Origin of the sequence: Burkholderia sp. Bp8991 (assembly GCF_003853795.1) — a bacterium.
GTDB lineage: Bacteria > Pseudomonadota > Gammaproteobacteria > Burkholderiales > Burkholderiaceae > Burkholderia.
In genome coordinates this window covers 26232-49555 of record NZ_QTQJ01000021.1, presented here as the reverse complement: position 1 = coordinate 49555, position 23324 = coordinate 26232, and the positions used below count along the sequence as shown (strand labels likewise).

The following is a 23324-nucleotide window of genomic DNA, read 5'->3' as shown; positions in this document are numbered from 1 at the left end:
GCGCGGCGCGGGCCGCGCGATGCAGGAGCAGGAGACACAACCATGCAAGTCAGGGAAAACCTCGCCAGCGCAGCCGTGAAGCCGTCGGCCGACGCGCTGGTACCGCAGCAGAGCGACCGCCAGAAGTGGTGGCAGCACCTCACCGAATACAGCCTCATTGCGATCTTCGCGGTGATGTTCTTGACGATGTCGCTGACGGTCGATCACTTCTTCTCGATCGACAACATGCTCGGCCTCGCGCTGTCGATCTCGCAGATCGGGATGGTCGCGTGCACGATGATGTTCTGTCTGGCGTCGCGCGACTTCGACCTGTCGATCGGCTCGACCGTCGCGTTCTCGGGCGTGCTGTGCGCGATGGTGCTGAACGCGACCGACAACACGTTCGTCGCGATCGTCGCGGCGGTCGCGGCAGGCGCCGCGATCGGCTTCGTGAACGGCGCGGTGATCGCGTACCTGCGCATCAACGCGCTGATCACGACGCTCGCGACGATGGAAATCGTGCGCGGGCTCGGCTTCATCGTGTCGAAGGGGCAGGCGGTCGGCGTGTCGTCGGATACCTTCATCGCGCTCGGCGGGCTCACGCTCTTCGGCGTATCGCTGCCGATCTGGGTCACGCTGCTGTGCTTCATCGTGTTCGGCGTGCTGCTGAACCAGACCGTGTACGGCCGCAACACGCTCGCGATCGGCGGCAACCCCGAGGCGTCGCGTCTCGCGGGGATCAACGTCGAACGCACGCGCGTGTACATCTTCCTGATCCAGGGCGCGGTGACGGCGCTCGCCGGCGTGATCCTCGCGTCGCGCATCACGTCGGGCCAGCCGAACGCCGCGCAGGGCTTCGAGCTGAACGTGATCTCCGCGTGCGTGCTCGGCGGCGTGTCGCTGATGGGCGGCCGCGCGACGATCTCGGGCGTCGTGATCGGCGTGCTGATCATGGGCACCGTCGAGAACGTGATGAACCTGCTGAACATCGACGCGTTCTACCAGTACCTGGTGCGCGGCGCGATCCTGCTCGCGGCCGTGCTGCTCGACCAGCTGAAGAACCGCGGCGTACGCGACTGACCGATTCCACGGAGACGATTCGCATGACCATCGAAACTTCCGCGCCGGATCCGCGCGCCGCGAGCGACGCGCGTTATGCGCGCTACCCGAGCCTCGAGGATCGCGCGGTGCTGATCACGGGCGGCGCGACCGGCATCGGCGCGGCGTTCGTCGAGCACTTCGCGCGGCAGGGCGCGCGCGTGGCGTTCGTCGATCTCGACGCACAGGCGGGCCAGGCGCTCGCGGAAAGCCTCGCGCAGGCGCCGGACGTACGTCACGCGCCGCTGTTCCTCCCGTGCGACCTCACCGACATCGACGCGCTGCGCCATGCGATCGACACGATCCGCGTACGGATCGGCGCGATCGCGGTGCTCGTGAACAACGCGGCGAACGACACGCGCCACGCGATCGGCGACGTGACGCCCGCGTCGTTCGACGCGGGCATCGCGGTGAACCTGCGCCACCAGTTCTTCGCCGCGCAGGCGGTGATCGACGACATGAAGCAGCGCGGCGGCGGCGCGATCATCAATCTCGGCTCGATCAGCTGGATGCTGAAGAACGGCGGTTATCCCGTCTACGTGATGGCGAAGGCCGCCGTGCAGGGCCTCACCCGCGGGCTCGCGCGCGATCTCGGCCCGTTCGGGATCCGCGTGAATTCGCTGGTGCCCGGCTGGGTGATGACCGACAAGCAGCGCAGGCTGTGGCTCGACGACGCGGGCCGGGCGGCGATCAAGGCCGGCCAGTGCATCGACGCCGAGCTGCTGCCGGACGATCTCGCCCGGATGGCGCTGTTTCTCGCGGCCGACGACAGCCGGATGATCACCGCGCAGGACGTGGTGGTCGACGGCGGCTGGGCCTGATTGCCGATGTCCGTGTTCGCGCGGCACCGCGCGACGATCCGTATCGCTTCATCGACGAAGCAAAGGAGTTCACCATGACCGCCACGTCCTCGCGCGCATCGTCGTCGTCCACGAGCCAGTCGCGCCGTGCGCGCCTGGCTGCCGCCGCGCAGCCGGTCAGCGCCGGCCCGCAGACCGCCACGTTCGCGCAGGGCGTCGGCGCCGCGCATGCGGCGGGCGTCACGCTGTCGAACGCGGCGCTGCGGCTCGACGTGCTGCCCCACCTCGGCGGCGGCGTCGCGCGCTTCGACTGGCGCGGCGACCACGGTGCGCTGGTGCCGGTGTTCCGACGTTGCGAACACCCGGAGACGGCGACGGACCCGAACGCACTCGCGTGCTATCCGCTGCTGCCGTATTCGAACCGGATCGGCAACGGCCGCTTCGAATGCGACGGGCGCAGCGTCGCGGTGCCGCGCAACCGCCGCGACGAGCCGCTGCCGATCCACGGCGACGGCTGGCTCGCGCCGTGGCAGGTGGACGACGCGACCGACACCACGCTGCAGCTGTCGCTCGATCGCGCGAGCGGCGCGCCGTACGCGTTTCGTGCGATCCAGTCGTTCGCGCTCGACGACACGACGCTGTCGATCGCGCTGACGATCGAGAACGCCGGGCGCGCACGGCTGCCGTTCGGGCTCGGCTTGCACCCGTTCCTGGTGCGCGACGACGCGACCGAGCTGGCTGCGGCCGCGGGCGGCCTGTGGCTGTCGGGCGCGGATTTCCTGCCGGTGCGGCACGTGTGCGTGCCGCCGGCCTGGCAGTTCGGCGTCGCGTATCCGTTGCCGGCGACGCTCGTCAATCACGCGTTCACCGGCTGGGGCGGCCACGCGACGGTGAGCTGGCCGCGCCGCGGGCTGTTGCTGACGATCGCGGCCGACGCCGATGCGTACGTGCTCTATACGCCGCCCGGCGAGTCGTTCTTCTGCTTCGAGCCGGTCGATCATCCGATCAATGCGGTGAACCTGCCGGGCGGCGCGGCCGCGCACGGGATGACGCTGCTCGCGCCGGGCGAGCGGCTCACGCGGCGTTTCGCGTTCACCGTCGAGCGGGCCGATGCACGGGTCGACGCCGCCGTGCGCGAAGGCCGCCGGCGACGCGGGTAAAATACGCGGTCTATCAACGGTTTGCCGCGAGTATCCGCCATGTCTTCCCCGCTTACTTTCATCGAATCGCTGCGCGCCGCGTGGCAGCGCACGAATTCGCTGCTGTGCGTCGGCCTCGATCCCGAGCCGTCGCGTTTTCCCGTGCAGTTCGACGGCCAGCCCGACGCGATCTTCGAGTTCTGCCGGCAGATCGTCGACGCGACCGCGCAGTACGCGAGCGCGTTCAAGCCGCAGATCGCGTACTTCGCCGCGCATCGCGCGGAAGATCAGCTCGAGCGGCTGATCGCGCACATCCACCTCCAGCATCCGGGCCTGCCCGTGATCCTCGACGCGAAGCGCGGCGACATCGGCAGCACCGCCGAGCAGTACGCGCGCGAAGCGTTCGAGCGCTATCGCGCGGACGCGGTCACCGTAAACCCGTACATGGGCTACGACTCGGTCGAGCCGTACTTCGAGCATGAAGGCAAGGGCGTGATCGTGCTGTGCCGCACGTCGAACCCGGGCGGGTCGGACCTGCAGTTCCTCGAAACGGGTGGCCGGCCGCTGTACCAGGTCGTGGCCGACCTCGCGGCGAACAAGTGGAATGCGAAGAACGGCCAGCTCGGCCTCGTGGTCGGCGCGACGTTCCCGAAGGAGATCGAGATCGTGCGCGGGATCGTCGGCGACATGCCGCTCCTGATCCCCGGCATCGGCGCGCAGGGCGGCGACGTGCAGGCGACCGTCAACGCGGGCCGCACCGCCGACGGCAGCGGGATGATGATCAACTCGTCGCGCGCGATCCTGTACGCGAGCAAGGGCGAGGATTTCGCCGAAGCCGCCGCGCTCGCCGCGCAGAAGACGCGCGATACGATCAACGCGCATCGCTGAAATATCGCTGAGCCACAGGCCGCCCGCCCGGGCGGCCCTTCAATGCCGAACCCGCATCTGCGGGCCGCGCGCCTGCCTCGCGTGTTCGCCGTCCTGGCGCACGCGAACAACTTCCCGTCGCTTGCGCACCGCATGCCCGCGCCACAATCGCGCGATGCTGCCGCTTGTCATCGATCCGTCACCAGAATGTCATAAAAGGAGCGGCGCCATGCCCAAGCTGTCCCGACGTCTTCTGAGCGCGCTTGCCGCGTCGTTGTGCATGTCGTTCGCCCACGCGGCGGACCTGTCGCACTGGCCGGCGGACAGCGCGAAGGCGCTGAACGCGATGATCGCCGCGCACGCGAACCGCGGCGACTACGCGGTGTTCGACGCCGACAACACGACCTATCGCTACGATCTCGAGGAGTCGCTGCTGCCGTATCTCGAGAACCGCGGCGTGCTGACGCGCGACTCGCTCGATCCGTCGCTGAAGCTGATCCCGTTCAAGGATTCGGCCGACTACAAGGAGTCGCTGACGAGCTACTACTACCGGCTCTGCGAGATCGACGACCTGGTCTGCTACCCGTGGATCGCGCAGGCGTTCGCGGGGCTGTCGCTGGCCGACCTGAAGCGCCATGTCGACGCGATGCTCGCCGACGGCAAGCCGGTGCCGATCCGCTACTGGCAGGGCGACAAGGTCGTCGACGGCACCGCGAACCCGCCGCGCTTCTTCCGCGGCATGCAGGAGCTGTACAACGCGCTGCGCGAGAACGGGATCGAGGTGTACGTGATGACCGCCGCGCACGAGGAGCTCGCGCGGCTCGTGCTGTCCGATCCGAAATACGGCTACAACGTGAAGCCGCAGAACGTGATCGGCGTGACGACGCTGCTGCGCGACCCGGCGACGGGCGCGCTGACCACGTCGCGGCTGCAGATCAAGGCCGGCAAGTACGACGAGGCCGCGAACCGCAATCTCGTGATCACGCCGTTCCTGATGAATCCGATGACGTGGTACGAAGGCAAGCTCGGCTCGATCGCCGGCTGGATCGACCAGTGGAAGAAGCCGGTGCTCGTCGCGGGCGACACGCCGAAATCCGACGGCTACATGCTGCTGAACGCGACCGACGTCGCGCGCGGCGGCGTGCGCGTGTGGGTGAACAAGAAGGACAAGCAGATGGCGCAGATCCGCGCATGGTCGGACGAATCGGCCGCGCAGCAGAAGGCGCTCGGCCTGCCGGTCACGGCGGACAAGAACTGGATCGTCGTGAAGCCCGACGCGATCCAGTAAGCGGCGAGGGGCGGCGGCCGCCCCTGCCGTCGCGCGGGGGAATCAGCCTTCGCGTTCGTCGAGCAGCTTGAGCAGCCCGCGCAGCGCATGCGCGGCCGCCTGCGTGCGGATCTGCTCGCGGTCGCCCTTGAACACGAGCGTTTCGACGTCGGTATGCAGCCGGTTGCTCCATGCGAACGACACGGTGCCGACCGGCTTCTTCTCGCTGCCGCCCGCCGGGCCGGCGATGCCGGTGACCGACAGCGCGACCTGCGCGCGGCTGTTGCGCAGCGCGCCCTCGGCCATCGCGCGCGCGACCGGCTCGCTGACGGCGCCGTGTTTCTCGATCAGGTCGGGCGGCACGCCGATCATCTCGATCTTGGCCTGGTTCGAGTAGGTGACGAAGCCGCGCTCGAACCACTGGCTGCTGCCGGAGATGTCGGTGATCGCGGCGGCGATCATGCCGCCCGTGCAGGATTCGGCGGTGGCGAGCGACAGGTGCTCGTCACGCAGCTTGTTGCCTGCGCGGATCGCAAGCTGATGGACGACGGAATCGGTTGGCATGCGCGTCGGGAAACGGGAGTCGGGAAATCGGTCAGCCGACGACGGAGCGCCAGAACGCGATCACGAGCAGCGTCATGAACGCGGCGATCAGGTCGTCGACCATGATGCCGAGCCCGCCTTTCACGCGACGGTCGAAATAGCGGATCGGCGGCGGCTTGAGCATGTCGAAGCAGCGGAACACGACGAACGCCCACAACTGGCCGATGAAGGTCGCGGGCGTGACGAACAGCATCACGAGCCAGATCGCGACGATCTCGTCCCAGACGACGGCGCCCGGATCGCTCGTGCCCATCCTGCGTGCGGTGAAACCGGTGACCCACGTGCCCGCCGCGAAACCGACCGCGATCAGCGCCCACCATTCGGGCACCGTCAGGTAGCGGTTGAGCACGACGAACGCGAGCCAGCCGAACAGCGTGCCGAACGTGCCGGGCATGAACGGCGCGAGCCCGCTGCCGAAGCCGAGCGACACGATGTGCGCCGGGTGCGACAGCATGAAGCGCACGGTGGCGCGCCGCGGCGCGTTGCGGGCGGCGCCTGGCGCGGCCGCGGATTGCGCGGTCGTCGGGTCAGTCTGCATGGAAGTGGTCGAAACCGTGCAACGTGAGAGTCAGGGGCGCGCCGGCGGCGTCGTGCCACGCGATCGCGGGCTGCTCCGACGGCGAGGACAACGCATGTATTGTACCGACTCGCGTGACCGGAACCCCGGCGCTCGCGCCCGCTGCCTCGACCGCGGCGCGGGCCGCGGCCGGCGCGGTGAAGCACAGCTCGTAGTCGTCGCCGCCGGCCAGCGTGCAGCTTCGCTGCACGTCGGGCGGCAGCGTCGCGAGCGCGGCCGAGCGCGGAACTGCGTCGGCGTCGATCTCGGCGCGCACGTTCGAGCGGGTCAGGATGTGCCGCAGGTCGCCGGCGAGGCCGTCCGAGATGTCGAGCGCCGCATGCGCGACGCCCGCGAGCGCGAGCCCGAGCGCAATGCGCGGCTCCGGGCGCTCGAGTGCCTGCCGGAACGCGGCGGCTTCGTCCGCGCCGGCGCTCCATTCGCCGCGCGCGAGCCCGAGCCCCGCGCGCGCGTCGCCGAGCGTGCCGGACACCCAGACGTCGTCGCCGTCGCGCGCGGCGTCGCGCCGCAGCGCCGCATCCGGCGCGACTTCGCCGAACACGGTCACGCACAGGTTCAGCGGCCCGCTCGTCGTGTCGCCGCCGATCAGCTCGCAGCCGAACCGCTCGGCGAGCGCGAACAGGCCGTTGCTGAACGCCTCGAGCCACGCCGCGTCGGCGCGCGGCAGCGCGCACGCGAGCGTGAACGCACGCGGCTCGGCGCCCATCGCCGCGAGATCCGACAGGTTGACCGCGAGCGTCTTGTGGCCGAGCGCGTCGGGCGCGACGTCAGGGAAGAAGTGGCGGCCCTCGACCAGCATGTCCGTCGAAATGGCCAGCAATTTTCCGGATCGCGGCGCGATCAGCGCGCAATCGTCACCGATGCCGAGCGTCGACGCACGCGCCCCCCGGGCCGCGCGGCGCGCGAAGAAGCGATCGATCAGCGAAAACTCGGACAGGGCGGCTGGCACGGCGGAGGAACCCGGAAGCGGTGAAAGGAATGGCATTGTACGCAGCGAGCGGTGCCGTTCCTGCACCGTTCAGTACATTTATGTCGCGGCTGTCGCACCCGAATCGCCGGTCTGACGGCCTTCGATTGGCGCTACAATGCCGTCGAACAGTCATTCTAATCCGCCCGCCACGAGACACATGTCGACCCAAGCCTCCTCCAAAGCCAAGCTCCGCGAAGCCGCTCTCGACTATCACGAATTCCCGACTCCGGGGAAGATCGCGATCGCACCGACCAAGCAGATGATCAACCAGCGCGACCTCGCGCTCGCGTATTCGCCGGGTGTCGCGTATGCGTGCGAGGAGATCGTCGAGAACCCGCTGAACGCCGCGCGCTTCACCGCGCGCAGCAACCTGGTCGGCGTCGTCACGAACGGCACGGCGGTGCTGGGGCTCGGCAACATCGGCCCGCTCGCGTCGAAGCCGGTGATGGAAGGCAAGGCGGTACTGTTCAAGAAGTTCGCCGGCATCGACGTGTTCGACATCGAGCTGAACGAGTCGGACCCGCACAAGCTGGTCGACGTGATCGCCGCGCTGGAGCCGACCTTCGGCGGGATCAACCTGGAAGACATCAAGGCGCCGGACTGCTTCATCGTCGAGCGCGAAGCGCGCAAGCGGATGAAGATCCCGGTGTTCCACGACGACCAGCACGGCACCGCGATCGTCGTGGCCGCGGCCGTCACGAACGGCCTGAAGGTCGTCGGCAAGGACATCAAGAAGGTGAAACTCGTCGCGTCGGGCGCTGGCGCGGCCGCGCTGGCCTGCCTGGACCTGCTGGTCGACATCGGCCTGCCGCTCGAGAACATCACGGTGACCGACCTGGCCGGCGTGGTCTACAAGGGCCGCACCGAGCTGATGGATCCGGACAAGGAGCGTTTCGCCCGGGAAACCGAAGCCCGCACGCTGGCCGAGGTGATCGACGGCGCGGACATCTTCCTCGGCCTGTCGGCCGCCGGCGTGCTGAAGCAGGAGATGGTGAAGGGCATGGCCGAGCGCCCGCTGATCCTCGCGCTCGCGAACCCGACGCCGGAAATCCTGCCGGAACTGGCGCTCGAAGTGCGCCCCGACGCGATTCTCGCGACCGGCCGCACCGACTACCCGAACCAGGTCAACAACGTCCTGTGCTTCCCGTTCATCTTTCGCGGCGCGCTCGACGTCGGCGCGACGACGATCACGCGTGAAATGGAAATCGCGGCCGTCAACGCGATCGCCGAACTCGCGCAGCACGAGCAGAGCGACATCGTCGCGACTGCCTACGGGATCCAGGACCTGTCGTTCGGGCCCGAATACCTGATTCCGAAGCCGTTCGATCCGCGCCTGATCGTCAAGATCGCGCCGGCCGTCGCGCAGGCCGCGATGGACGGCGGCGTCGCGACGCGCCCGATCGAGGACATGGAAGCCTACAAGCAGCACCTGCAGCAATTCGTGTATCACAGCGGCACGACGATGAAGCCGATCTTCCAGCTCGCGCGCAGCGCGCCGGCGGAGAAGAAGCGGGTCGTGTTCGCGGAAGGCGAGGAAGAGCGCGTGCTGCGCGCCGTCCAGATCATCGTCGACGAGAAACTCGCGAAGCCGATCCTGATCGGCCGTCCGTCGGTGATCGAGCACCGTATCCAGCGTTACGGCCTGCGCCTCACGCCGGGTACCGACTTCACGGTCGTCAACACCGAGCACGACGAGCGCTACCGCGATTTCTGGCAGACGTACCACAAGATGATGGCGCGCAAGGGCATCAGCGAGCAGCTGGCCCGTGTCGAGATGCGCCGCCGCACGACGCTGATCGGCTCGATGCTGGTGAAGAAGGGCGAGGCGGACGGGATGATCTGCGGCACGATCAGCACCACGCACCGCCACCTGCACTTCATCGACCAGGTGATCGGCAAGCGCCCGGGCTGCAGCGTGTACGCGGCGATGAACGGCCTCGTGCTGCCGGGCCGCCAGATCTTCCTGGTCGACACGCACGTGAACGTGGATCCGACCCCGGAGCAACTCGCCGAGATCACGATCATGGCTGCCGAGGAAGTGCGCCGCTTCGGCATCGAACCGAAGGTCGCGCTGCTGTCGCACTCGAACTTCGGCACGAGCAACGCGCCTTCGGCGCAGAAGATGCGCGATACGCTCGCGATCCTGCAGGAACGTGCGCCGGAATTGAAGGTCGACGGCGAAATGCACGGCGACGTCGCGCTCGACGCGGCGCTGCGCAAGGAAATCCTGCCGGAATCGACGCTGGAAGGCGACGCGAACCTGCTGATCCTGCCGAACATCGATGCCGCGAACATCGCGTACAACCTGCTGAAGACGGCGGCCGGCAACAACATCGCGATCGGGCCGATCCTGCTGGGCGCGGCCCAGCCGGTGCACGTGCTGACCGAATCGGCGACCGTTCGCCGCATCGTCAACATGGCGGCGCTGCTGGTCGCCGACGTGAACGCCGCACGCTGAGCGGCATGAACGCGCGGCGACGGTCGAACCGCTGCCGCGCGGCGGGCGAAATTGTAAACAAAAGCAAAAAGAGGCGTGCCCGCAATGGGCACGCCGCGGGCAGGGCGCAAACGCGCTTCCCATAAGCAACAGCGGCATCTCTCCCCCTAGGCTAGCGAGCGTGGCAAGGAGGCAGGTCTTGCCATGCGAGAGATGCCGCGGACATTTTATCTCATGTAAGATAAATGTAGTCTTTTTTCGGTAAAAAATGCGCGATTCCGGGCGGAGCCAGCCTTTCGGTTCCCAAACGAACATTGATTCGCGCGGACAATAGCGCTACGCTAACGCCTTTGGTTGGTCGTCAACTACTTGATTTAACAGCGGGAACCCTGGTTCATGGCACGCAAGTGGCTCCGCAACGGCGCGCTCGCGTCCGTCTTCGCGATGTTCGCGATGGGTATCGTCGGTACACCGACGGGCAGTCTGGTTTCCGCCGCTTACGCACGGCAGGCCGTTTCGGCCGACCTGGCCGTCGGCGGGGTCGATACGATCCCGACCGCCCGCCTGCCGCGCGAGGCCGTGACCACGCTTGGCCTGATCGGCGCCGGTGGCCCCTATCCGTACGAGAAGGACGGCGTCGTCTTCGGCAACCGCGAGCGGATCCTGCCGAAGGCGAAGCGCGGCTACTACCACGAGTACACGGTGCCGACGCCGCGCGCGCACAATCGCGGCGCGCGCCGGATCGTCTGTGGCGGGCCATTGCGCCGGATCGACAACTGTTATTACACGGACGACCACTACAACAGTTTTAAACGTATTGTTGAATGACTTCGGGATGAACGGCATGAGCGACTCCATCTACGCGCACGATACGGCGGCGGAACTGTTCGCGGCCGGCGACGGCAACCTGTTTCAGCGCGTGATCCAACTTCACGCGGCGGCACAGGCAGGCGTCGCGGCGGAGCAACAGGAAGCCGAGCCCGGGCTTTCATCGAACGAGGAGCCTATGAGCCTTTTCACGACCGTGCGACCCAATCTCGTGCAGTCGATCCGCGCGTTCCGCGTGCAGGATCTCGCCGACGAAGCCGGCCGGCTCGGCCAGCATTTCCTGTACGCGTATTGCGGTGCCGCGCAGTCGAAGCAGGAAGTGATGGAGACGATCGCGACGTCGTTCCTGTTTCCGAAGCATTTCGGCAAGAACTACGACGCGCTGTACGACTGCCTGACCGACCTCGTCGCGAAGGCCGGCGCGCAGCCAGGTTTCGTGATCGTTCTCGAAGGGTTGCCGATCGCGCAGAAATTCGACAAGGAAGGGCGCGAGACGCTGCTCGACGTGTTCCGCGAAGCCGCCGAGTTCTGGGCCGAGCGCAAGGTCGCGTTCCGCGTGTTCTATTCGTTCGCGTAAAGCGCGGATCCACTGGCCGCCCGAGCGCGGCCGATTCGGCAAAAAGCCCGCATCGCGCGGGCTTTTTTGCGTCTGCGTTCCGGCCGATGGGCGCCGGGAAGTCACGCGCGGCGTCGGTCCGAACGTGCGTCAGGCATCGGGCCGGCGTCGGTCGTTTCGGGCGCATGCCACGCCGGCCGCGCCCCGACGCATCACCATCCGCCCCAGCGCGCGGCCAGCGCCGCCAGCACGGCCGCGCCGGCCGTCTCGGTGCGCAGCACGCGCGGGCCGAGCGACAACGCGGTGAACCCGTGCGCGCGGGCCGCGTGTTCCTCGTCGGGCGACAGCCCGCCTTCGGGCCCGATCAGCAGCGTGACGGCCGCCGCGGGCGGCGCGTCGGGCAGCGACGCAAACGGGATGCTCGCGCGCGGCGACAGCAGCAACCGCAGCTCGCCGTCGGCCGGCGCGGCCGGCAGCGTATCGAGCCACGCGCCGAAGCCGCGTACCGGCGCGACGTCGGGCACGCGGTTGCGCCCGCATTGCTCGCACGACGCGCGCACGACGCCGCGCCAGTGCGCGACGCGCTTGTCCGCGCGCTCGCCGGACAGTTTCACGACGCCGCGCGCCGTCGACAGCGGCACGACCGCCGCGACGCCGAGCTCGACGGCCTTCTCGATCACCCAGTCCATCTTGTCGCCGCCGGCGATGCCTTGCGCCAGCGTCACGCGATAGGGCGGCTCGGCCTCGGCCGGATCGAACCCTTCGAGCTGCGCGAGCGCGCCGCGCTTGTCGATCTCGACGAGCCGCGCGCGGTACTGGCCGCCGCTGCCGTCGAACAGCGCGAGCGCGTCGCCGGGCTGCAGCCGCAGCACTTGCGCGTGCCGCGCGACGTCGGCCGGCAACGCGAGCGTCGTATCGACGCGCAGCGCCGCTTCGACGAAGAAACGCGGCACGGCCGCGGTGGTGGTGGCTTCACTCATGCGTATCGCGGCTCCGTTCATGCAGCCAGGCGGCGCGCGAGCGCCCAGCGGTAGCCGTCGAGATCCTCGATCTGGGCGAAGCGGTCGCCCCAGAACTGATCTTGCGGCGAGGTCAGCGATTGCGCGCCCGCGTCGAGCGCGCGCTGCCAGGTTGCGTCGACGTCGTCGACATACAGGTAGAAAGACTGCGGAGCGGTTGCGTGCGCACTCTTCGGCGTGAGCGCGATCGAGCCGAAGGCGCCTTCGGGCGCGAACATCACGATCAGCTGCCCGCGGTAGGTCATCTCGACGTGCATGATCGCGCCGTCCTCGTCGAGGACGTCGCGCAATTCGAAGCCGAAAGCGGCCTTGAAGAACTCGATGGTCGCGTGCGCATTGCGCACGGCCAGGTAAGGCGTCAACCAAGGCACGTTGGCCGGACGTGGATCGGTCATGAAATCTCCTGTCGAACGGGGTTGGCGCTTGAGCGGTGACTCCGGTCCCATGCTTTGCAGTCCAACGGATATTGGCGCGCGGGTGCCCGGGGCGGCACCGCGCCGGGCAGAGGATACGCAGGCGGGCCGCCTGCGTCGCGCCGGGCCCGCGCGTGGCGGGTCGGGCGCGCGAGAAAGCGCGGCCCGCCCGCGGAGCGATGCGTCCGCCCGGAAGCTCAGCGGCGAACGCCCAGTGTATCGCGCAGCGCGCGCGGCAGGGCAAAGAGGGCCGCATGGAGTCGCGCGTCGTAGTAGCGCAAGCCCTGCACGCGGCGTGCGGCGAGCCGTTCGTCGATGTCGTGAGCAAACAGAGCGGCCGCGTCGAGCGTGTCGCTCGCGATCGCCATCAGCCACTGGGATCCGTACAGCGGCACGTGCGCGGACAGCGGATCGACGACCGCGAAGCTCGCGCGCAGGTCGTCGAGCAGCGCGGCGATGCGCGCCGTGTGGAACACCGGCGAGCCGAGATGCATCGAGATCGCGCCGCACGGCGTGAGGATCCGCTTGAGCCGCGCGTAGAACTCGCGCGTATAGAGGCCGGCCGCCGGCGAGTCGGGCGGCGTGAGGTCGAACACGACGAGATCGAAATGCTCGACGGTCGATGCGACGAAATGCGCGGCGTCGCCGATCACGATCGCGACGCGCGGGTCGTCGAGCGCGCCCTGGTGCACGTCGTCGAGATAGCGGCGCGCCATGCCGACCACCTCGTCGTCGAGCTCCGCGACGACGATCCGCTCGATGCACGCGTGCTTGAGCAGCTGACGCGCGGCACCGCCGTCGCCCCCGCCGAGCACGAGCGCCTTCCTCGGGCACGGGTGCGCGAGCGCGGCCGGGTGCGTCATGCACTCGTGGTACACGTATTCGTCGCCGACCGACGTCATCGGCCGGCCGTCCAGCGTGAACAGGCGGCCGAGCTGCGGGGTTTCCCAGACCTCGATGTGCTGGTGCGGCGACGCGACGTGCGCGAGCCGGCGTGCGTTCGGGAAGCCGTACGCGACGTCGGGCGTGGGATGGAAGAGAAGGGTCGTGTTCACGGGCGGGCCGCTCGGGCAGACAGTTCCGACGTCTGAATTATAGGAGGCGGGCGGTTTGGCGGAAAACCGTGCCGGAACACTACGCGCCGACAAGGGAAATGTCAGCCCATCTGTTAAAATGACGAGCTTTGCAGCCCCGTCCGTAGGCTCCGTCCGCTTCGCGTCCGTCAGGCGCCGCACTGCGCGCCGGGAACGATTGACGCTCGAGCTTCCGGATGCCGCCGTGCCCCCGTTTCCTCGACTCGTTCTCCGGACTCGACATGACGACTTCGTCTCCCGCCTCCACCACCCTGATGGCCAATGCGATCCGTGCGCTCGCGATGGACGCCGTCCAGCAAGCGAACTCCGGCCACCCCGGCATGCCGATGGGCATGGCCGAAATCGGCGTCGCGCTCTGGTCGCGCCACCTGAAGCACAACCCGACGAACCCGCACTGGGCGGACCGCGACCGCTTCGTGCTGTCGAACGGCCATGGCTCGATGCTGCTGTACTCGCTGCTGCACCTGACCGGCTACGACCTGCCGATGGAAGAGCTGAAGAACTTCCGCCAGCTGCACTCGAAGACGCCGGGCCACCCGGAATACGGCATCACGCCGGGCGTCGAGACGACCACCGGCCCGCTCGGCCAGGGTCTCGCGAACGCGGTCGGCATGGCGCTCGGCGAAGCGCTGATGGCCGACGAGTTCAACCGTGACGGCGCGAAGATCGTCGATCACCACACGTACGTGTTCCTCGGCGACGGCTGCCTGATGGAAGGCATCTCGCACGAAGCCTGCTCGCTCGCGGGCACGCTGAAGCTGAACAAGCTGATCGCGCTGTACGACGACAACGGCATCTCGATCGACGGCGACGTCGTGAACTGGTTCCACGACGACACGCCGAAGCGCTTCGAAGCGTACGGCTGGAACGTGATCCCGAACGTGAACGGCCATGACGTCGACGCGGTCGACGCGGCGATCGCGAAGGCGAAGCTGTCGGACAAGCCGACGCTGATCTGCTGCAAGACGGTGATCGGCAAGGGCGCCGCGACCAAGGCGGGCGGCCACGACGTGCACGGCGCGGCGCTCGGTGCGGAAGAAATCGCGAAGACGCGCGCGGCGCTCGGCTGGACCTGGGAGCCGTTCGTGATTCCGCAGGAAGTCTATGCGGCATGGGACGCGAAGGAAGCCGGCAAGCGCGCCGAGACCGAATGGGACGCGACGTTCGCCGCCTATCGCGCGAAGTTCCCGGCAGAAGCCGCCGAATTCGAGCGCCGGATGGCCAACAAGCTGCCGGCCGACTGGGCCGAGAAGGCTGCGGCGATCATCGCCGGTGCGAACGAGCGCGCCGAGACGGTCGCGACCCGCAAGGCGTCGCAGCAGGCGATCGAAGGGCTCGCTGCCGCACTGCCGGAGCTGCTCGGCGGCTCGGCCGATCTGACCGGCTCGAACCTGACCAACTGGAAGGCATCGAAGGCGGTCCGCGCGAATCCGGAAGGCGCGGGCGTGCTGCTCGGCAACCACATCAACTACGGCGTGCGCGAATTCGGCATGAGCGCCGCGATCAACGGCCTCGCGCTGCACGGCGGCCACAAGCCGTTCGGCGGCACGTTCCTGACGTTCTCCGACTACAGCCGCAACGCGCTGCGCGTCGCGTCGCTGATGAAGGTCCCGTCGATCTTCGTGTTCACGCACGACTCGATCGGCCTCGGCGAAGACGGCCCGACGCACCAGTCGATCGAGCACGTGTCGAGCCTGCGCCTGATCCCGAACCATGACGTCTGGCGTCCGGCCGACACGGTCGAGACGGCCGTCGCCTGGACCCACGCGGTTGCCGCCGATCGTCCGTCGAGCCTGATCTTCAGCCGCCAGAACCTCGCGTTCAACCCGCGCACCGACGCGCAGATCGCCAACATCGAGAAGGGCGGTTACGTGCTGAAGGACTGGGACGAAGAGATCGTCGCGCGCAAGATCATCCTGATCGCGACGGGCTCGGAAGTCGAACTCGCGATGAAGGCCGTCGAGCCGCTCGCGCAGCAGGGCATCGCGGCCCGCGTCGTGTCGATGCCGTCGACCAACGTGTTCGACCGCCAGGACGCCGAATACCGCGAACGCGTGCTGCCGCACGGCGTGCGCCGCGTCGCGATCGAAGCGGGCGTGACCGCGTTCTGGCACAAGTACGTCGGCCTCGAAGGCGGCGTCGTCGGGATCGACACGTTCGGCGAATCGGCGCCGGCCGGCGTGCTGTTCAAGTACTTCGGCTTCACCGTCGAGCACGTCGTCGAGACCGCGAAGGCCGTGCTGGCCTAAAAGCATTCGCGACGCGCGCCACCCCTCGCGCGCGTCGCACCGTGAAGCTGCACGAAACGAATTTTTTCAGCCATCAGGAGATAGACCATGACGATTCGCGTCGCAATCAACGGCTACGGCCGTATCGGCCGCAACACGCTGCGCGCGTTCTATGAAAACGGCAAGAAGCACGATCTCGAGATCGTCGCGATCAACGACCTGGGCGATGCGAAGACCAACGCGCACCTGACCCAGTACGACACCGCGCACGGCAAGTTCCCGGGCGAAGTGTCGGTCGACGGCGACTACCTCGTCGTGAACGGCGACAAGATCCGCGTGCTGGCGAACCGCAACCCGGCAGAACTGCCGTGGGGCGAGCTGGGCGTCGACGTCGTGATGGAATGCACGGGCTTCTTCACGACGAAGGAAAAGGCGAGCGCGCACCTGAAGGGCGGCGCGAAGAAGGTCATCATCTCGGCGCCGGGCGGCAAGGACGTCGACGCGACGATCGTCTACGGCGTGAACCACGACGTGCTGAAGGCCGAGCACACCGTCATCTCGAACGCATCGTGCACGACGAACTGCCTCGCGCCGCTCGTCAAGCCGCTGAACGACAAGATCGGCCTCGAAACCGGCCTGATGACGACGATCCACGCATACACGAACGACCAGGTGCTGACGGACGTCTACCACGAAGACCTGCGTCGCGCGCGTTCGGCCACCCACAGCCAGATCCCGACCAAGACGGGCGCTGCGTCGGCCGTCGGCCTCGTGCTGCCGGAACTGAACGGCAAGCTCGACGGCTACGCGATCCGCGTCCCGACGATCAACGTGTCGATCGTCGACCTGTCGTTCATCGCGAAGCGCGACACGACGGTCGAGGAAGTCAACGCGATCATGAAGGAAGCATCGGAAGGCGCGCTGAAGGGCATCCTCGGCTACAACGACGCACCGCTGGTGTCGATCGACTTCAACCACAACCCGGCTTCGTCGACGTTCGACGCAACGCTGACCAAGGTGTCGGGCCGCCTCGTCAAGGTGTCGAGCTGGTACGACAACGAGTGGGGTTTCTCGAACCGCATGCTGGATACGGCAGTCGCATTCGCGAACGCGAAGTAATCCCGCACGTCGCACGGCCGCCGCACGGCGGCCTGCGTGGCGAACGAGCCCGGCCCGGATTTTTCCCGGCCGGGTTTTTTATTGCGCGGCGTTCGCCGTCACCTGCTCGAGCGCGTCGACGAACGCGCGCTTCAGCGGGCTGTCGAGGTCGGTCCACGCGAGGCCGATGCCGCTGCGGTGGCCGGCCAGGTCGAGCGGCCGCGCGAGCACGTTCGGCGGCAGCGCGCTCGCGGCTTCCGCCGGGATCAGCCCGATCCCCATGCCGGCCGCGACGAGTGCGAGCATCGTCGTGAATTCCCCGAACTCCTGCGCGATCTCGAGCGTCGTGCCCGCGCGACTCAGCGCGAGCAGCATGTCGTCGTGAAAGCCGGGCGCGTAGCGGCGCGCGAGCACGAACGCGGGCTGGCCGCGCAACGCGGACGGTGAAATCGTGTCGTGCGCGGCGAGCGGATGGTCGAGCGGCAGTGCGACCACGAAGCCCTCCTCGAGCACCACGCGCGTGTCGATGCCCGCATACGCGGCCGGCAGCCGGATCATCCCGAAATCGATGCGCCGGTCGCGCAGCGCTGCGATCTGGTCGGGCGTCGGCAAATCCTTCAGTTCGAGCGCGATCAGCGGATAACGCTCGCGCATCGTGCGCAGCACGGCCGGCAGCAGCGCCGGCAGCACCGACGACACGAACGCGATGCGCAGCGTGCCGATCTCGCCGCGGCTCGACAGCCGCGCCATCTGCTCCGCGCGCGCGGCCTGCTGCAGCGTCGCCCGCGCTTCGGGCAGGAACACTCGCCCCGTATCGCTGAGCTCGACCTTGTGACGGTCGCGCTCGAACAGGCGTGCGCCCAGCTCCTCCTCGAGCGCCTTGATCTGCATGCTCAGCGCGGACTGCACGATGAACAGGCGCTGTGCGGCGCGCCCGAAATGCAGTTCTTCCGCGAGCGTGACGAAGGCGCGCAATTGCTTGAGTTCCATGGTGGGCGGGCGGCGGCAAACGGTGAAGAGAACGGTGATCGGATTTCATGATAACCGGATCAAAAAAGACCATTGGCGCGACGCCCGTCCGAGCGTCGAAGATACCCTCGACGCGAGACCGGCCGCGACCGGCGGTCGGCTCGATGGCACGAGGAGACATGCATGAACAACGCGCTTGACCGGTTCCGCCTGGATGGCCGCCGCGCACTGATCACGGGTTCCGGACGCGGGATCGGCCTGACGCTCGCCCGCGGGCTCGCGGAGGCCGGTGCGGCGATCGTGATCAACGATCGCAATGAGGAGAAGGCCGCGACGCTCGCGCGCCATTTCCGCGAGGAAGGCTTCGCGGCCGACTACGCGGTGTTCGACGTCGCCGAGCACGCGCAGGTGCGCGCGGCGATCGACGATTTCGAGGCGCGCGTCGGCGCGATCGACATCCTCGTGAACAACGCGGGCATCCAGCGCCGCGCGCCGCTCGACGCATTCGACCCGGACGACTGGCATGCACTGATGCGCGTGAACCTCGACGGCGTGTTCAACGTCGCGCAGGCGGTGGCGCGCCACATGATCGCGCGTGGCCGCGGCAAGATCATCAACATCTGCTCGGTGCAGAGCGAGCTCGCCCGGCCGACGATCGCGCCGTATGCTGCGACCAAGGGCGCGGTGCGGATGCTGACGAAAGGCATGTGCGCCGACTGGGCGCGCCACGGCATCCAGGCGAACGGCCTCGCGCCCGGCTATTTCGAGACCGAGCTGAATCGCGCGCTGGTCGACGACGCGGCGTTCTCCGACTGGCTGTGCAAGCGCACGCCGGCCGGCCGCTGGGGGCAGGTCGACGAGCTGTGCGGCGCGGCGATCTTCCTCGCGTCGGCCGCATCGGATTTCGTGAACGGTCAGACGCTGTTCGTCGACGGCGGGCTGACCAGCGCCGTCTAGAAAAGGAGGAACGTCATGCGTATGCGTTGCATGTGTCTCGTGATCCACGGGCCGAACGACCTGCGGCTCGAGGAGCAGGACGCGGGCGAGATCGGTCCGGGCCAGGTGCGCGTCGAGGTCGCGATGGGCGGCATCTGCGGCTCCGATCTCCATTACTTCCGGCACGGCGGCTTCGGCGCGATCCGGCTGCAGCAGCCGATGGTGCTCGGCCATGAAGTCGCCGGCACGGTGGCGGCGGTCGCGCCGGACGTGACGTCGGTGAAGGTCGGCGATCGCGTCGCGGTGAATCCGAGCCGCCCGTGCGGCGCATGCCGCTACTGCCTCGAAGGGCTGCCGAACCAGTGTCTCGACATGCGCTTCTACGGCAGCGCGATGCGCATGCCGCACGTGCAGGGCGCGTTTCGCAACGCGCTCGTGTGCGATGCCGCGCAGTGCGTGAAGGTGGCGGACCATGTGCCGCTGTCGCTCGCGGCGCTCGCCGAGCCGTTCGCGGTCGGGCTGCATGCGGTGTCGCGCGCGGGCCCGTTGATCGGGCGGCGCGTGCTCGTGTCGGGGTGCGGGCCGATCGGCGTGCTGGCGGTCGCGGCGGCGCGGGTGCACGGCGCGGCGGAGATCGTCGCGACCGACGTGGTCGATGCGCCGCTCGAGGTCGCCCGCGCGCTCGGCGCCGACCATACGATCAACGCGGCGGCCGACACCGGCTGGGTCGCGCGCTACGGTGCAGACAAGGGCACGTTCGACGTGATGATCGAGTGTTCGGGCAATGCGCGCGCGCTGCGCGACGGTCTCGACGTGATGCGGCCGCGCGGCGTCGTCGTGCAGCTCGGGCTCGGCGGCGACGTCAGCCTGCCGCAGAACGTCGTGGTCGCGAAGGAGCTGTCGATCTGCGGCTCGTTCCGCTTCCATGCGGAATTCGCGCTCGCGGTGCAGTTGATCAATGCCGAGCGCGTCGACCTGCGCCCGGCCGTGACGGGCGTGTTCCCGATGCGCGACGCGAACCGCGCGTTCGAGCTGGCCGGCGACCGGCAGCGCGCGATGAAGGTGCTGATCGATTTCGCGGACGCGGCGGCATGAGCTCCTGCTGATGGCGCGCGACGGCGCACAAGGCAAGGAAGGCACGCCCGCGATTGGCGGAGCGTGCCTTTTTCATCGGCTGGAGCGAAACCGGATCATTGCGTGACTTGCCGCGCGCCGATGCGCTGCGACGCGAGCCACAGGGCGATCAGCACGCCCGCGAGCGCCGCGCCCGCGATGCACACGCCGCGCCAGCCTTCGATGCCGTACGCGACGCTCGCCGCGAACGATCCGAATGCGCCGCCGACGAAGTAGCTCGTCAGGTAGATGGTCGTCACGCGGCTGCGCGCGTGGCCCGCGAGTGCATAGATCACGCTCTGGTTCGAGATGTGCATGCCCTGCACGCCGACGTCGAGCAGCAGGATCCCCGCGATCAGCGCGACGAGCGAATGCGCGCCGGCCGCGATCAGCGCGAACGACGCGAGCACGGCCGCCGCGAACAGGCCGGTCGCCGCGTTGCCGTGGCCGCGATCGACGAGCCGGCCGGCCGACGTCGCCGCGAGCGCGCCCACCGCGCCGACGATCCCGAACAGGCCGATCTGCCCTTCGGAACAGCTGTACGGCGGCTGGCTCAACAGGAACGTGAGGCCGGTCCACAGCAGGCTGAAGCACGCGAACACGAGCGCGCCGTAGGCCGAGCGCAGCGCGATCAGCGGCTGCGCGCGCACCAGCGCGACGAGCGAGCGCATCAGCGCCGCGTAGTCGAGCCGCGCGTGGCGGCGATCCTTCGGCAGCTTCACCGCGAGCACGCCGGTCAGCGCGAGGATCATCGCCGCGGCGATGCCGTACACCGCGCGCCAGCCGAACCCGTCGGCGATCGCGCCGGCGGCGACGCGCGCGAGCAGGATGCCGAGCAGCAGCCCGCTCATCACGGTGCCGACCGCGCGGCCGCGCGTGCGCGCGTCGGCGAGCGACGCGGCGAACGGCACGAGCAGCTGCGTCGAGCAGGTGACGAAGCCGAGCGCGATGTTCGCGACGACGAACATCGTGAAGTTCGTGCTGAACGCGACGGCGGCCAGCGCGATCACGTTGAGCACGAGCAGCCGCACGATCAGCGTGTGGCGGTTGACCGCGTCGCCGAGCGGGACGATCAGCAGCAGGCTTGCGGCATAGCCGAGCTGCGTCAGCGTGACGAGATAGCCGAGTTCGGCGGGCGGGCGGCCGAAGCTGTGTGCGATCGCGGCGAGCAGCGGCTGCGCGTAATAGATGTTGCCGATGACGATGCCGCACGCGCAGGCGAACAGCAGCGTCATCGCGCGGGTCAGGGGAGGATGGTTGTCTTGATGCGGTTCCATGGTCGCGAAAGAAGCAGCGGTGCCGGCCGGCGGCGCGGGCCGTCGGCAACGCGGGGTTGCGGGAAATCGGGCCCGGCGTCAGCGGATCGGCGATGCGCGCCGGGCGGCGCGTGGCCGGCGCCCGGTCGAGGCGGCGGCGCAACGTCGTGCGGCGGGCGGGAGAGGGCGGGCCCGGGCGGGCCGCTCCGGTGCGGCGGCCAGGCGGCGTGCGCGGGAGCGGATGTGCGTATGATGCGGGAACCGAACCATAGCGTCCAAGACTGGATCCTTATGGTATCCATTGGTTCTACCAATACCCGGGCCGCCATGCTACTCCGCCACATCCGCTATTTCCTGGCCGTCGCCGAGCAGCGCAGCTTCACGCGCGCGGCCGATGCGCTGCACGTGTCGCAGCCGACGCTGTCGCAGCAGGTCCGCCAGCTCGAGGACATGCTCGGCGTGCAGTTGTTCGACCGCTCGGGCCGCACGGTGCGGCTCACCGAATTCGGCGAGGTCTATGCGCGCCACGCGCGCGCGGCGCTGCACGAGCTCGACACCGGGCAGCGAGCGCTGCACGACGTTGCCGATCTCGGCAGCGGCTCGCTGCGGCTCGCGATGATGCCGACCTTCGCGGCCTACCTGAGCGGCTCGCTGATCGATGCGTTCCATGCGGATTTCCCGAACGTCGCGCTGACGATTGACGCGATGTCGCAGGAGCGCATCGAGGCGCAGCTTGCCGACGACCGGCTCGATGCGGGCTTCGCGTTCATGCCGCCGCGCGCGCCCGACATCGACGCGCTGCCGCTGTGGGACGAACCGCTCGCCCTGGTGACGGGCCGCGCGCACCGCCTCGCCCGCCACCGCCGCGCGCTGAGCCCGGCCGAACTCGCCGGCGAGCCGCTGGTGCTGCTGAGCCGCGCGTTCGCGACGCGCGCGAGCATCGACCGGTATTTCATCGAGCAGGGCGTGCAGCCGAGGATCGCGATCGAGACGAATACGGTCAGCGCGGTGCTCGAACTCGTGCGCCGCGGGCGGCTCGCGACGGTGCTGCCCGACGCGATCGCGCGCGAGAGCGGCGACTTGTGCGCGCTGGAACTCGATCCGCCGCTGCCGTCGCGCACGGCCGCGCTGCTCACGCGCAAGGGCGCATACCGCAGCGTCGCGGCGCGCGCGTTCATCGAGCGCGCGCTCGCGTATCGCGATCCTTCGGGGGGATGACCGGTACGACCGGCGAACCGCTGCCGCGCCGGCCGCGACCGTAGGCCGGCGGCTGCGTCAGGTGCCCGGCGTCGGGAAGAAGATGCCCGCGCGCTGCGCGGCGTTCGCGATGTGCGTCTCGATCGCGGTGCCGGCCGCGGCCGCATCGCGGGCGATCAGCGCGTCGACGATCGCGCGATGCTCGTGCCACGTCGACAGCAGCAGCTCGCGCCGGTAGAACGGCATGCGCTGGCTTTCCTTCATGATGTCGGCGCTGCTGCGCAGCACCGACTCGATCGCCGCGTTGCCCGCGAGATGGATGATCCGCATGTGGAAGTCGAAGTCGAGCTGCGACGCTTCGTCGAGCGCGCTGTCGGTCAGCGCGACGTGCAGGTCGGCGAGGTTGTCCTCGAACCACGCGATGTCGTCGTCGCTGACGACGTGCGCGGCCATCCGCGCGGCGAACCCTTCGAGCGCATAGCGCATCTGGTACGTATCGGGCGGCGACGACTGCTCGGCGAATTGCCACGGATGCGCGGCCGACGCCTGCGCGCTTTCGACATACACGCCCTTGCCGGCGCGGATGCGCAGCATCCCGAGCGCCTCGAGCGTCGACAGCGCCTCGCGCAGCGACGCGCGGCTGATCTCCAGCTCCTCGGAGAGCTGGCGCTGGGCCGGCAGCAGGCTGCCGACCGGATACACGCCTGCCTCGATCCGGTCGCGGATCGTCGCGATGGCGGCGTCGGTCACGGTGTGCGGAACGTTTTTCATGATGTGAACGATGGCCGGTCTGACCGGCATTGTAATCCGCACGCGCGCGGTGCACGACCGGCCTACGGGAAAGCCACGATCCGCCCCCGCACGGTGCGGGGCACAGGGG

General features: G+C 68.7%; 22 protein-coding genes. 13 read left to right on the top strand and 9 right to left on the bottom strand.

Going from position 1 to position 23324, the window contains the following annotated elements:
- The first annotated feature begins 42 nt into the window (after positions 1-42).
- From araH to DIE02_RS23020, 5 genes are all read left to right on the top strand, one after another.
- Positions 43-1059 (top strand): L-arabinose ABC transporter permease AraH, encoded by a 1017-nt coding sequence (gene araH / locus DIE02_RS23040; RefSeq protein WP_044844185.1) that lies wholly within the window; start codon positions 43-45, stop codon positions 1057-1059.
- Positions 1060-1082: 23 nt separating this feature from the next.
- A complete protein-coding gene (locus DIE02_RS23035; RefSeq protein WP_124488247.1) occupies positions 1083-1898 on the top strand; it encodes an SDR family NAD(P)-dependent oxidoreductase in 816 nt (271 codons plus the stop codon).
- 74 nt (positions 1899-1972) lie between these two features.
- Positions 1973-3037, top strand: coding sequence for an aldose 1-epimerase (locus DIE02_RS23030; protein WP_124488248.1), 1065 nt, complete (start codon positions 1973-1975; stop codon positions 3035-3037).
- Between the two features lie 39 nt (positions 3038-3076).
- Positions 3077-3904, top strand: coding sequence for an orotidine-5'-phosphate decarboxylase (gene pyrF / locus DIE02_RS23025; protein WP_124488249.1), 828 nt, complete (start codon positions 3077-3079; stop codon positions 3902-3904).
- Positions 3905-4112: 208 nt separating this feature from the next.
- Positions 4113-5171, top strand: a complete 1059-nt coding sequence (locus DIE02_RS23020) for a haloacid dehalogenase-like hydrolase (RefSeq protein ID WP_124488250.1) — start codon at positions 4113-4115, stop codon at positions 5169-5171.
- A 42-nt stretch (positions 5172-5213) separates the two neighbouring features.
- On the opposite strand, the gene DIE02_RS23015 is transcribed toward DIE02_RS23020, so the two are convergent.
- The 3 genes from DIE02_RS23015 to thiL are packed head-to-tail and all read right to left on the bottom strand — an operon-like array spanning position 5214 to position 7279.
- Positions 5214-5714, bottom strand: coding sequence for a CinA family protein (locus DIE02_RS23015; RefSeq protein ID WP_044844180.1), 501 nt, complete (start codon positions 5712-5714; stop codon positions 5214-5216).
- Positions 5715-5745: 31 nt separating this feature from the next.
- Positions 5746-6291 (bottom strand): phosphatidylglycerophosphatase A, encoded by a 546-nt coding sequence (locus DIE02_RS23010; RefSeq protein WP_124488251.1) that lies wholly within the window; start codon positions 6289-6291, stop codon positions 5746-5748.
- Positions 6281-7279, bottom strand: coding sequence for a thiamine-phosphate kinase (thiL, locus tag DIE02_RS23005; RefSeq protein ID WP_185702649.1), 999 nt, complete (start codon positions 7277-7279; stop codon positions 6281-6283). The genes DIE02_RS23010 and thiL overlap by 11 nt, the downstream gene beginning before the upstream one ends.
- A gap of 136 nt (positions 7280-7415) precedes the next feature.
- On the opposite strand from thiL, the gene DIE02_RS23000 reads away from it, so the two are divergent.
- From DIE02_RS23000 to DIE02_RS22990, 3 genes are all read left to right on the top strand, one after another.
- Entirely contained in the window at positions 7416-9758 is a 2343-nt protein-coding gene (locus DIE02_RS23000) for an NADP-dependent malic enzyme (protein WP_311766318.1), read from the top strand.
- A gap of 375 nt (positions 9759-10133) precedes the next feature.
- A complete protein-coding gene (locus DIE02_RS22995) occupies positions 10134-10565 on the top strand; it encodes a ribonuclease domain-containing protein (protein WP_124488254.1) in 432 nt (143 codons plus the stop codon).
- 16 nt (positions 10566-10581) lie between these two features.
- Complete coding sequence (locus DIE02_RS22990; protein ID WP_124529789.1) at positions 10582-11142, top strand: barstar family protein; 561 nt, start codon at positions 10582-10584, stop codon at positions 11140-11142.
- A gap of 191 nt (positions 11143-11333) precedes the next feature.
- Here the strand turns inward: DIE02_RS22990 and DIE02_RS22985 are convergent, their stop codons facing one another.
- The 3 genes from DIE02_RS22985 to speE all read right to left on the bottom strand — a co-directional run bounded on the left by DIE02_RS22985 (position 11334) and on the right by speE (position 13608).
- Positions 11334-12101, bottom strand: coding sequence for a 16S rRNA (uracil(1498)-N(3))-methyltransferase (locus DIE02_RS22985; RefSeq protein WP_124488255.1), 768 nt, complete (start codon positions 12099-12101; stop codon positions 11334-11336).
- A gap of 17 nt (positions 12102-12118) precedes the next feature.
- A complete protein-coding gene (locus DIE02_RS22980; RefSeq protein ID WP_044844175.1) occupies positions 12119-12535 on the bottom strand; it encodes a glyoxalase/bleomycin resistance/extradiol dioxygenase family protein in 417 nt (138 codons plus the stop codon).
- Between the two features lie 215 nt (positions 12536-12750).
- On the bottom strand, positions 12751-13608 hold the full coding sequence (gene speE / locus DIE02_RS22975; RefSeq protein WP_044844174.1) for a polyamine aminopropyltransferase: 858 nt from the start codon (positions 13606-13608) through the stop codon (positions 12751-12753).
- A 215-nt stretch (positions 13609-13823) separates the two neighbouring features.
- Between speE and tkt the strand changes: the two genes are divergently transcribed.
- Entirely contained in the window at positions 13824-15896 is a 2073-nt protein-coding gene (tkt, locus tag DIE02_RS22970; RefSeq protein WP_044844173.1) for a transketolase, read from the top strand.
- An 87-nt stretch (positions 15897-15983) separates the two neighbouring features.
- A complete protein-coding gene (gap, locus tag DIE02_RS22965; protein ID WP_006485712.1) occupies positions 15984-16994 on the top strand; it encodes a type I glyceraldehyde-3-phosphate dehydrogenase in 1011 nt (336 codons plus the stop codon).
- A 78-nt stretch (positions 16995-17072) separates the two neighbouring features.
- Here gap and DIE02_RS22960 read toward each other — a convergent pair whose 3' ends face one another.
- Positions 17073-17963: a LysR family transcriptional regulator gene (locus DIE02_RS22960; RefSeq protein WP_124488256.1), complete on the bottom strand. Its 891-nt coding sequence runs from the start codon at positions 17961-17963 to the stop codon at positions 17073-17075.
- Between the two features lie 162 nt (positions 17964-18125).
- On the opposite strand from DIE02_RS22960, the gene DIE02_RS22955 reads away from it, so the two are divergent.
- Complete coding sequence (locus tag DIE02_RS22955; protein ID WP_124488257.1) at positions 18126-18899, top strand: SDR family NAD(P)-dependent oxidoreductase; 774 nt, start codon at positions 18126-18128, stop codon at positions 18897-18899.
- Positions 18900-18914: 15 nt separating this feature from the next.
- Positions 18915-19973 (top strand): L-idonate 5-dehydrogenase, encoded by a 1059-nt coding sequence (locus DIE02_RS22950; protein ID WP_124488258.1) that lies wholly within the window; start codon positions 18915-18917, stop codon positions 19971-19973.
- 95 nt (positions 19974-20068) lie between these two features.
- Here DIE02_RS22950 and DIE02_RS22945 read toward each other — a convergent pair whose 3' ends face one another.
- Complete coding sequence (locus DIE02_RS22945; protein WP_124488259.1) at positions 20069-21268, bottom strand: MFS transporter; 1200 nt, start codon at positions 21266-21268, stop codon at positions 20069-20071.
- A 306-nt stretch (positions 21269-21574) separates the two neighbouring features.
- Between DIE02_RS22945 and cynR the strand changes: the two genes are divergently transcribed.
- A complete protein-coding gene (cynR, locus tag DIE02_RS22940; RefSeq protein WP_124488260.1) occupies positions 21575-22465 on the top strand; it encodes a transcriptional regulator CynR in 891 nt (296 codons plus the stop codon).
- Positions 22466-22522: 57 nt separating this feature from the next.
- Here cynR and DIE02_RS22935 read toward each other — a convergent pair whose 3' ends face one another.
- The gene (locus DIE02_RS22935) at positions 22523-23245 is read right to left on the bottom strand and encodes a FadR/GntR family transcriptional regulator (RefSeq protein ID WP_185640885.1); all 723 of its coding nucleotides are present in this window, start codon (positions 23243-23245) and stop codon (positions 22523-22525) included.
- Positions 23246-23324: the final 79 nt, after the last annotated feature.

Coding starts and splice junctions, on each gene's coding strand:
- gap (WP_006485712.1), top strand. CDS start 15,984: ATGACGATTCGCGTCGCAATCAACGGCTACGGCCGTATCGGCCGCAAC.
- DIE02_RS22960 (WP_124488256.1), bottom strand. CDS start 17,963: ATGGAACTCAAGCAATTGCGCGCCTTCGTCACGCTCGCGGAAGAACTG.
- DIE02_RS22935 (WP_185640885.1), bottom strand. CDS start 23,245: ATGCCGGTCAGACCGGCCATCGTTCACATCATGAAAAACGTTCCGCAC.
- araH (WP_044844185.1), top strand. CDS start 43: ATGCAAGTCAGGGAAAACCTCGCCAGCGCAGCCGTGAAGCCGTCGGCC.
- DIE02_RS22955 (WP_124488257.1), top strand. CDS start 18,126: ATGAACAACGCGCTTGACCGGTTCCGCCTGGATGGCCGCCGCGCACTG.
- DIE02_RS22945 (WP_124488259.1), bottom strand. CDS start 21,268: ATGGAACCGCATCAAGACAACCATCCTCCCCTGACCCGCGCGATGACG.
- cynR (WP_124488260.1), top strand. CDS start 21,575: ATGCTACTCCGCCACATCCGCTATTTCCTGGCCGTCGCCGAGCAGCGC.
- DIE02_RS23030 (WP_124488248.1), top strand. CDS start 1,973: ATGACCGCCACGTCCTCGCGCGCATCGTCGTCGTCCACGAGCCAGTCG.
- DIE02_RS23000 (WP_311766318.1), top strand. CDS start 7,416: ATGCCGTCGAACAGTCATTCTAATCCGCCCGCCACGAGACACATGTCG.
- DIE02_RS23035 (WP_124488247.1), top strand. CDS start 1,083: ATGACCATCGAAACTTCCGCGCCGGATCCGCGCGCCGCGAGCGACGCG.
- DIE02_RS23015 (WP_044844180.1), bottom strand. CDS start 5,714: ATGCCAACCGATTCCGTCGTCCATCAGCTTGCGATCCGCGCAGGCAAC.
- DIE02_RS22985 (WP_124488255.1), bottom strand. CDS start 12,101: ATGAGTGAAGCCACCACCACCGCGGCCGTGCCGCGTTTCTTCGTCGAA.
- DIE02_RS22990 (WP_124529789.1), top strand. CDS start 10,582: ATGAGCGACTCCATCTACGCGCACGATACGGCGGCGGAACTGTTCGCG.
- pyrF (WP_124488249.1), top strand. CDS start 3,077: ATGTCTTCCCCGCTTACTTTCATCGAATCGCTGCGCGCCGCGTGGCAG.
- DIE02_RS22995 (WP_124488254.1), top strand. CDS start 10,134: ATGGCACGCAAGTGGCTCCGCAACGGCGCGCTCGCGTCCGTCTTCGCG.
- DIE02_RS22950 (WP_124488258.1), top strand. CDS start 18,915: ATGCGTATGCGTTGCATGTGTCTCGTGATCCACGGGCCGAACGACCTG.
- DIE02_RS22980 (WP_044844175.1), bottom strand. CDS start 12,535: ATGACCGATCCACGTCCGGCCAACGTGCCTTGGTTGACGCCTTACCTG.
- DIE02_RS23010 (WP_124488251.1), bottom strand. CDS start 6,291: ATGCAGACTGACCCGACGACCGCGCAATCCGCGGCCGCGCCAGGCGCC.
- DIE02_RS23020 (WP_124488250.1), top strand. CDS start 4,113: ATGCCCAAGCTGTCCCGACGTCTTCTGAGCGCGCTTGCCGCGTCGTTG.
- tkt (WP_044844173.1), top strand. CDS start 13,824: ATGCCGCCGTGCCCCCGTTTCCTCGACTCGTTCTCCGGACTCGACATG.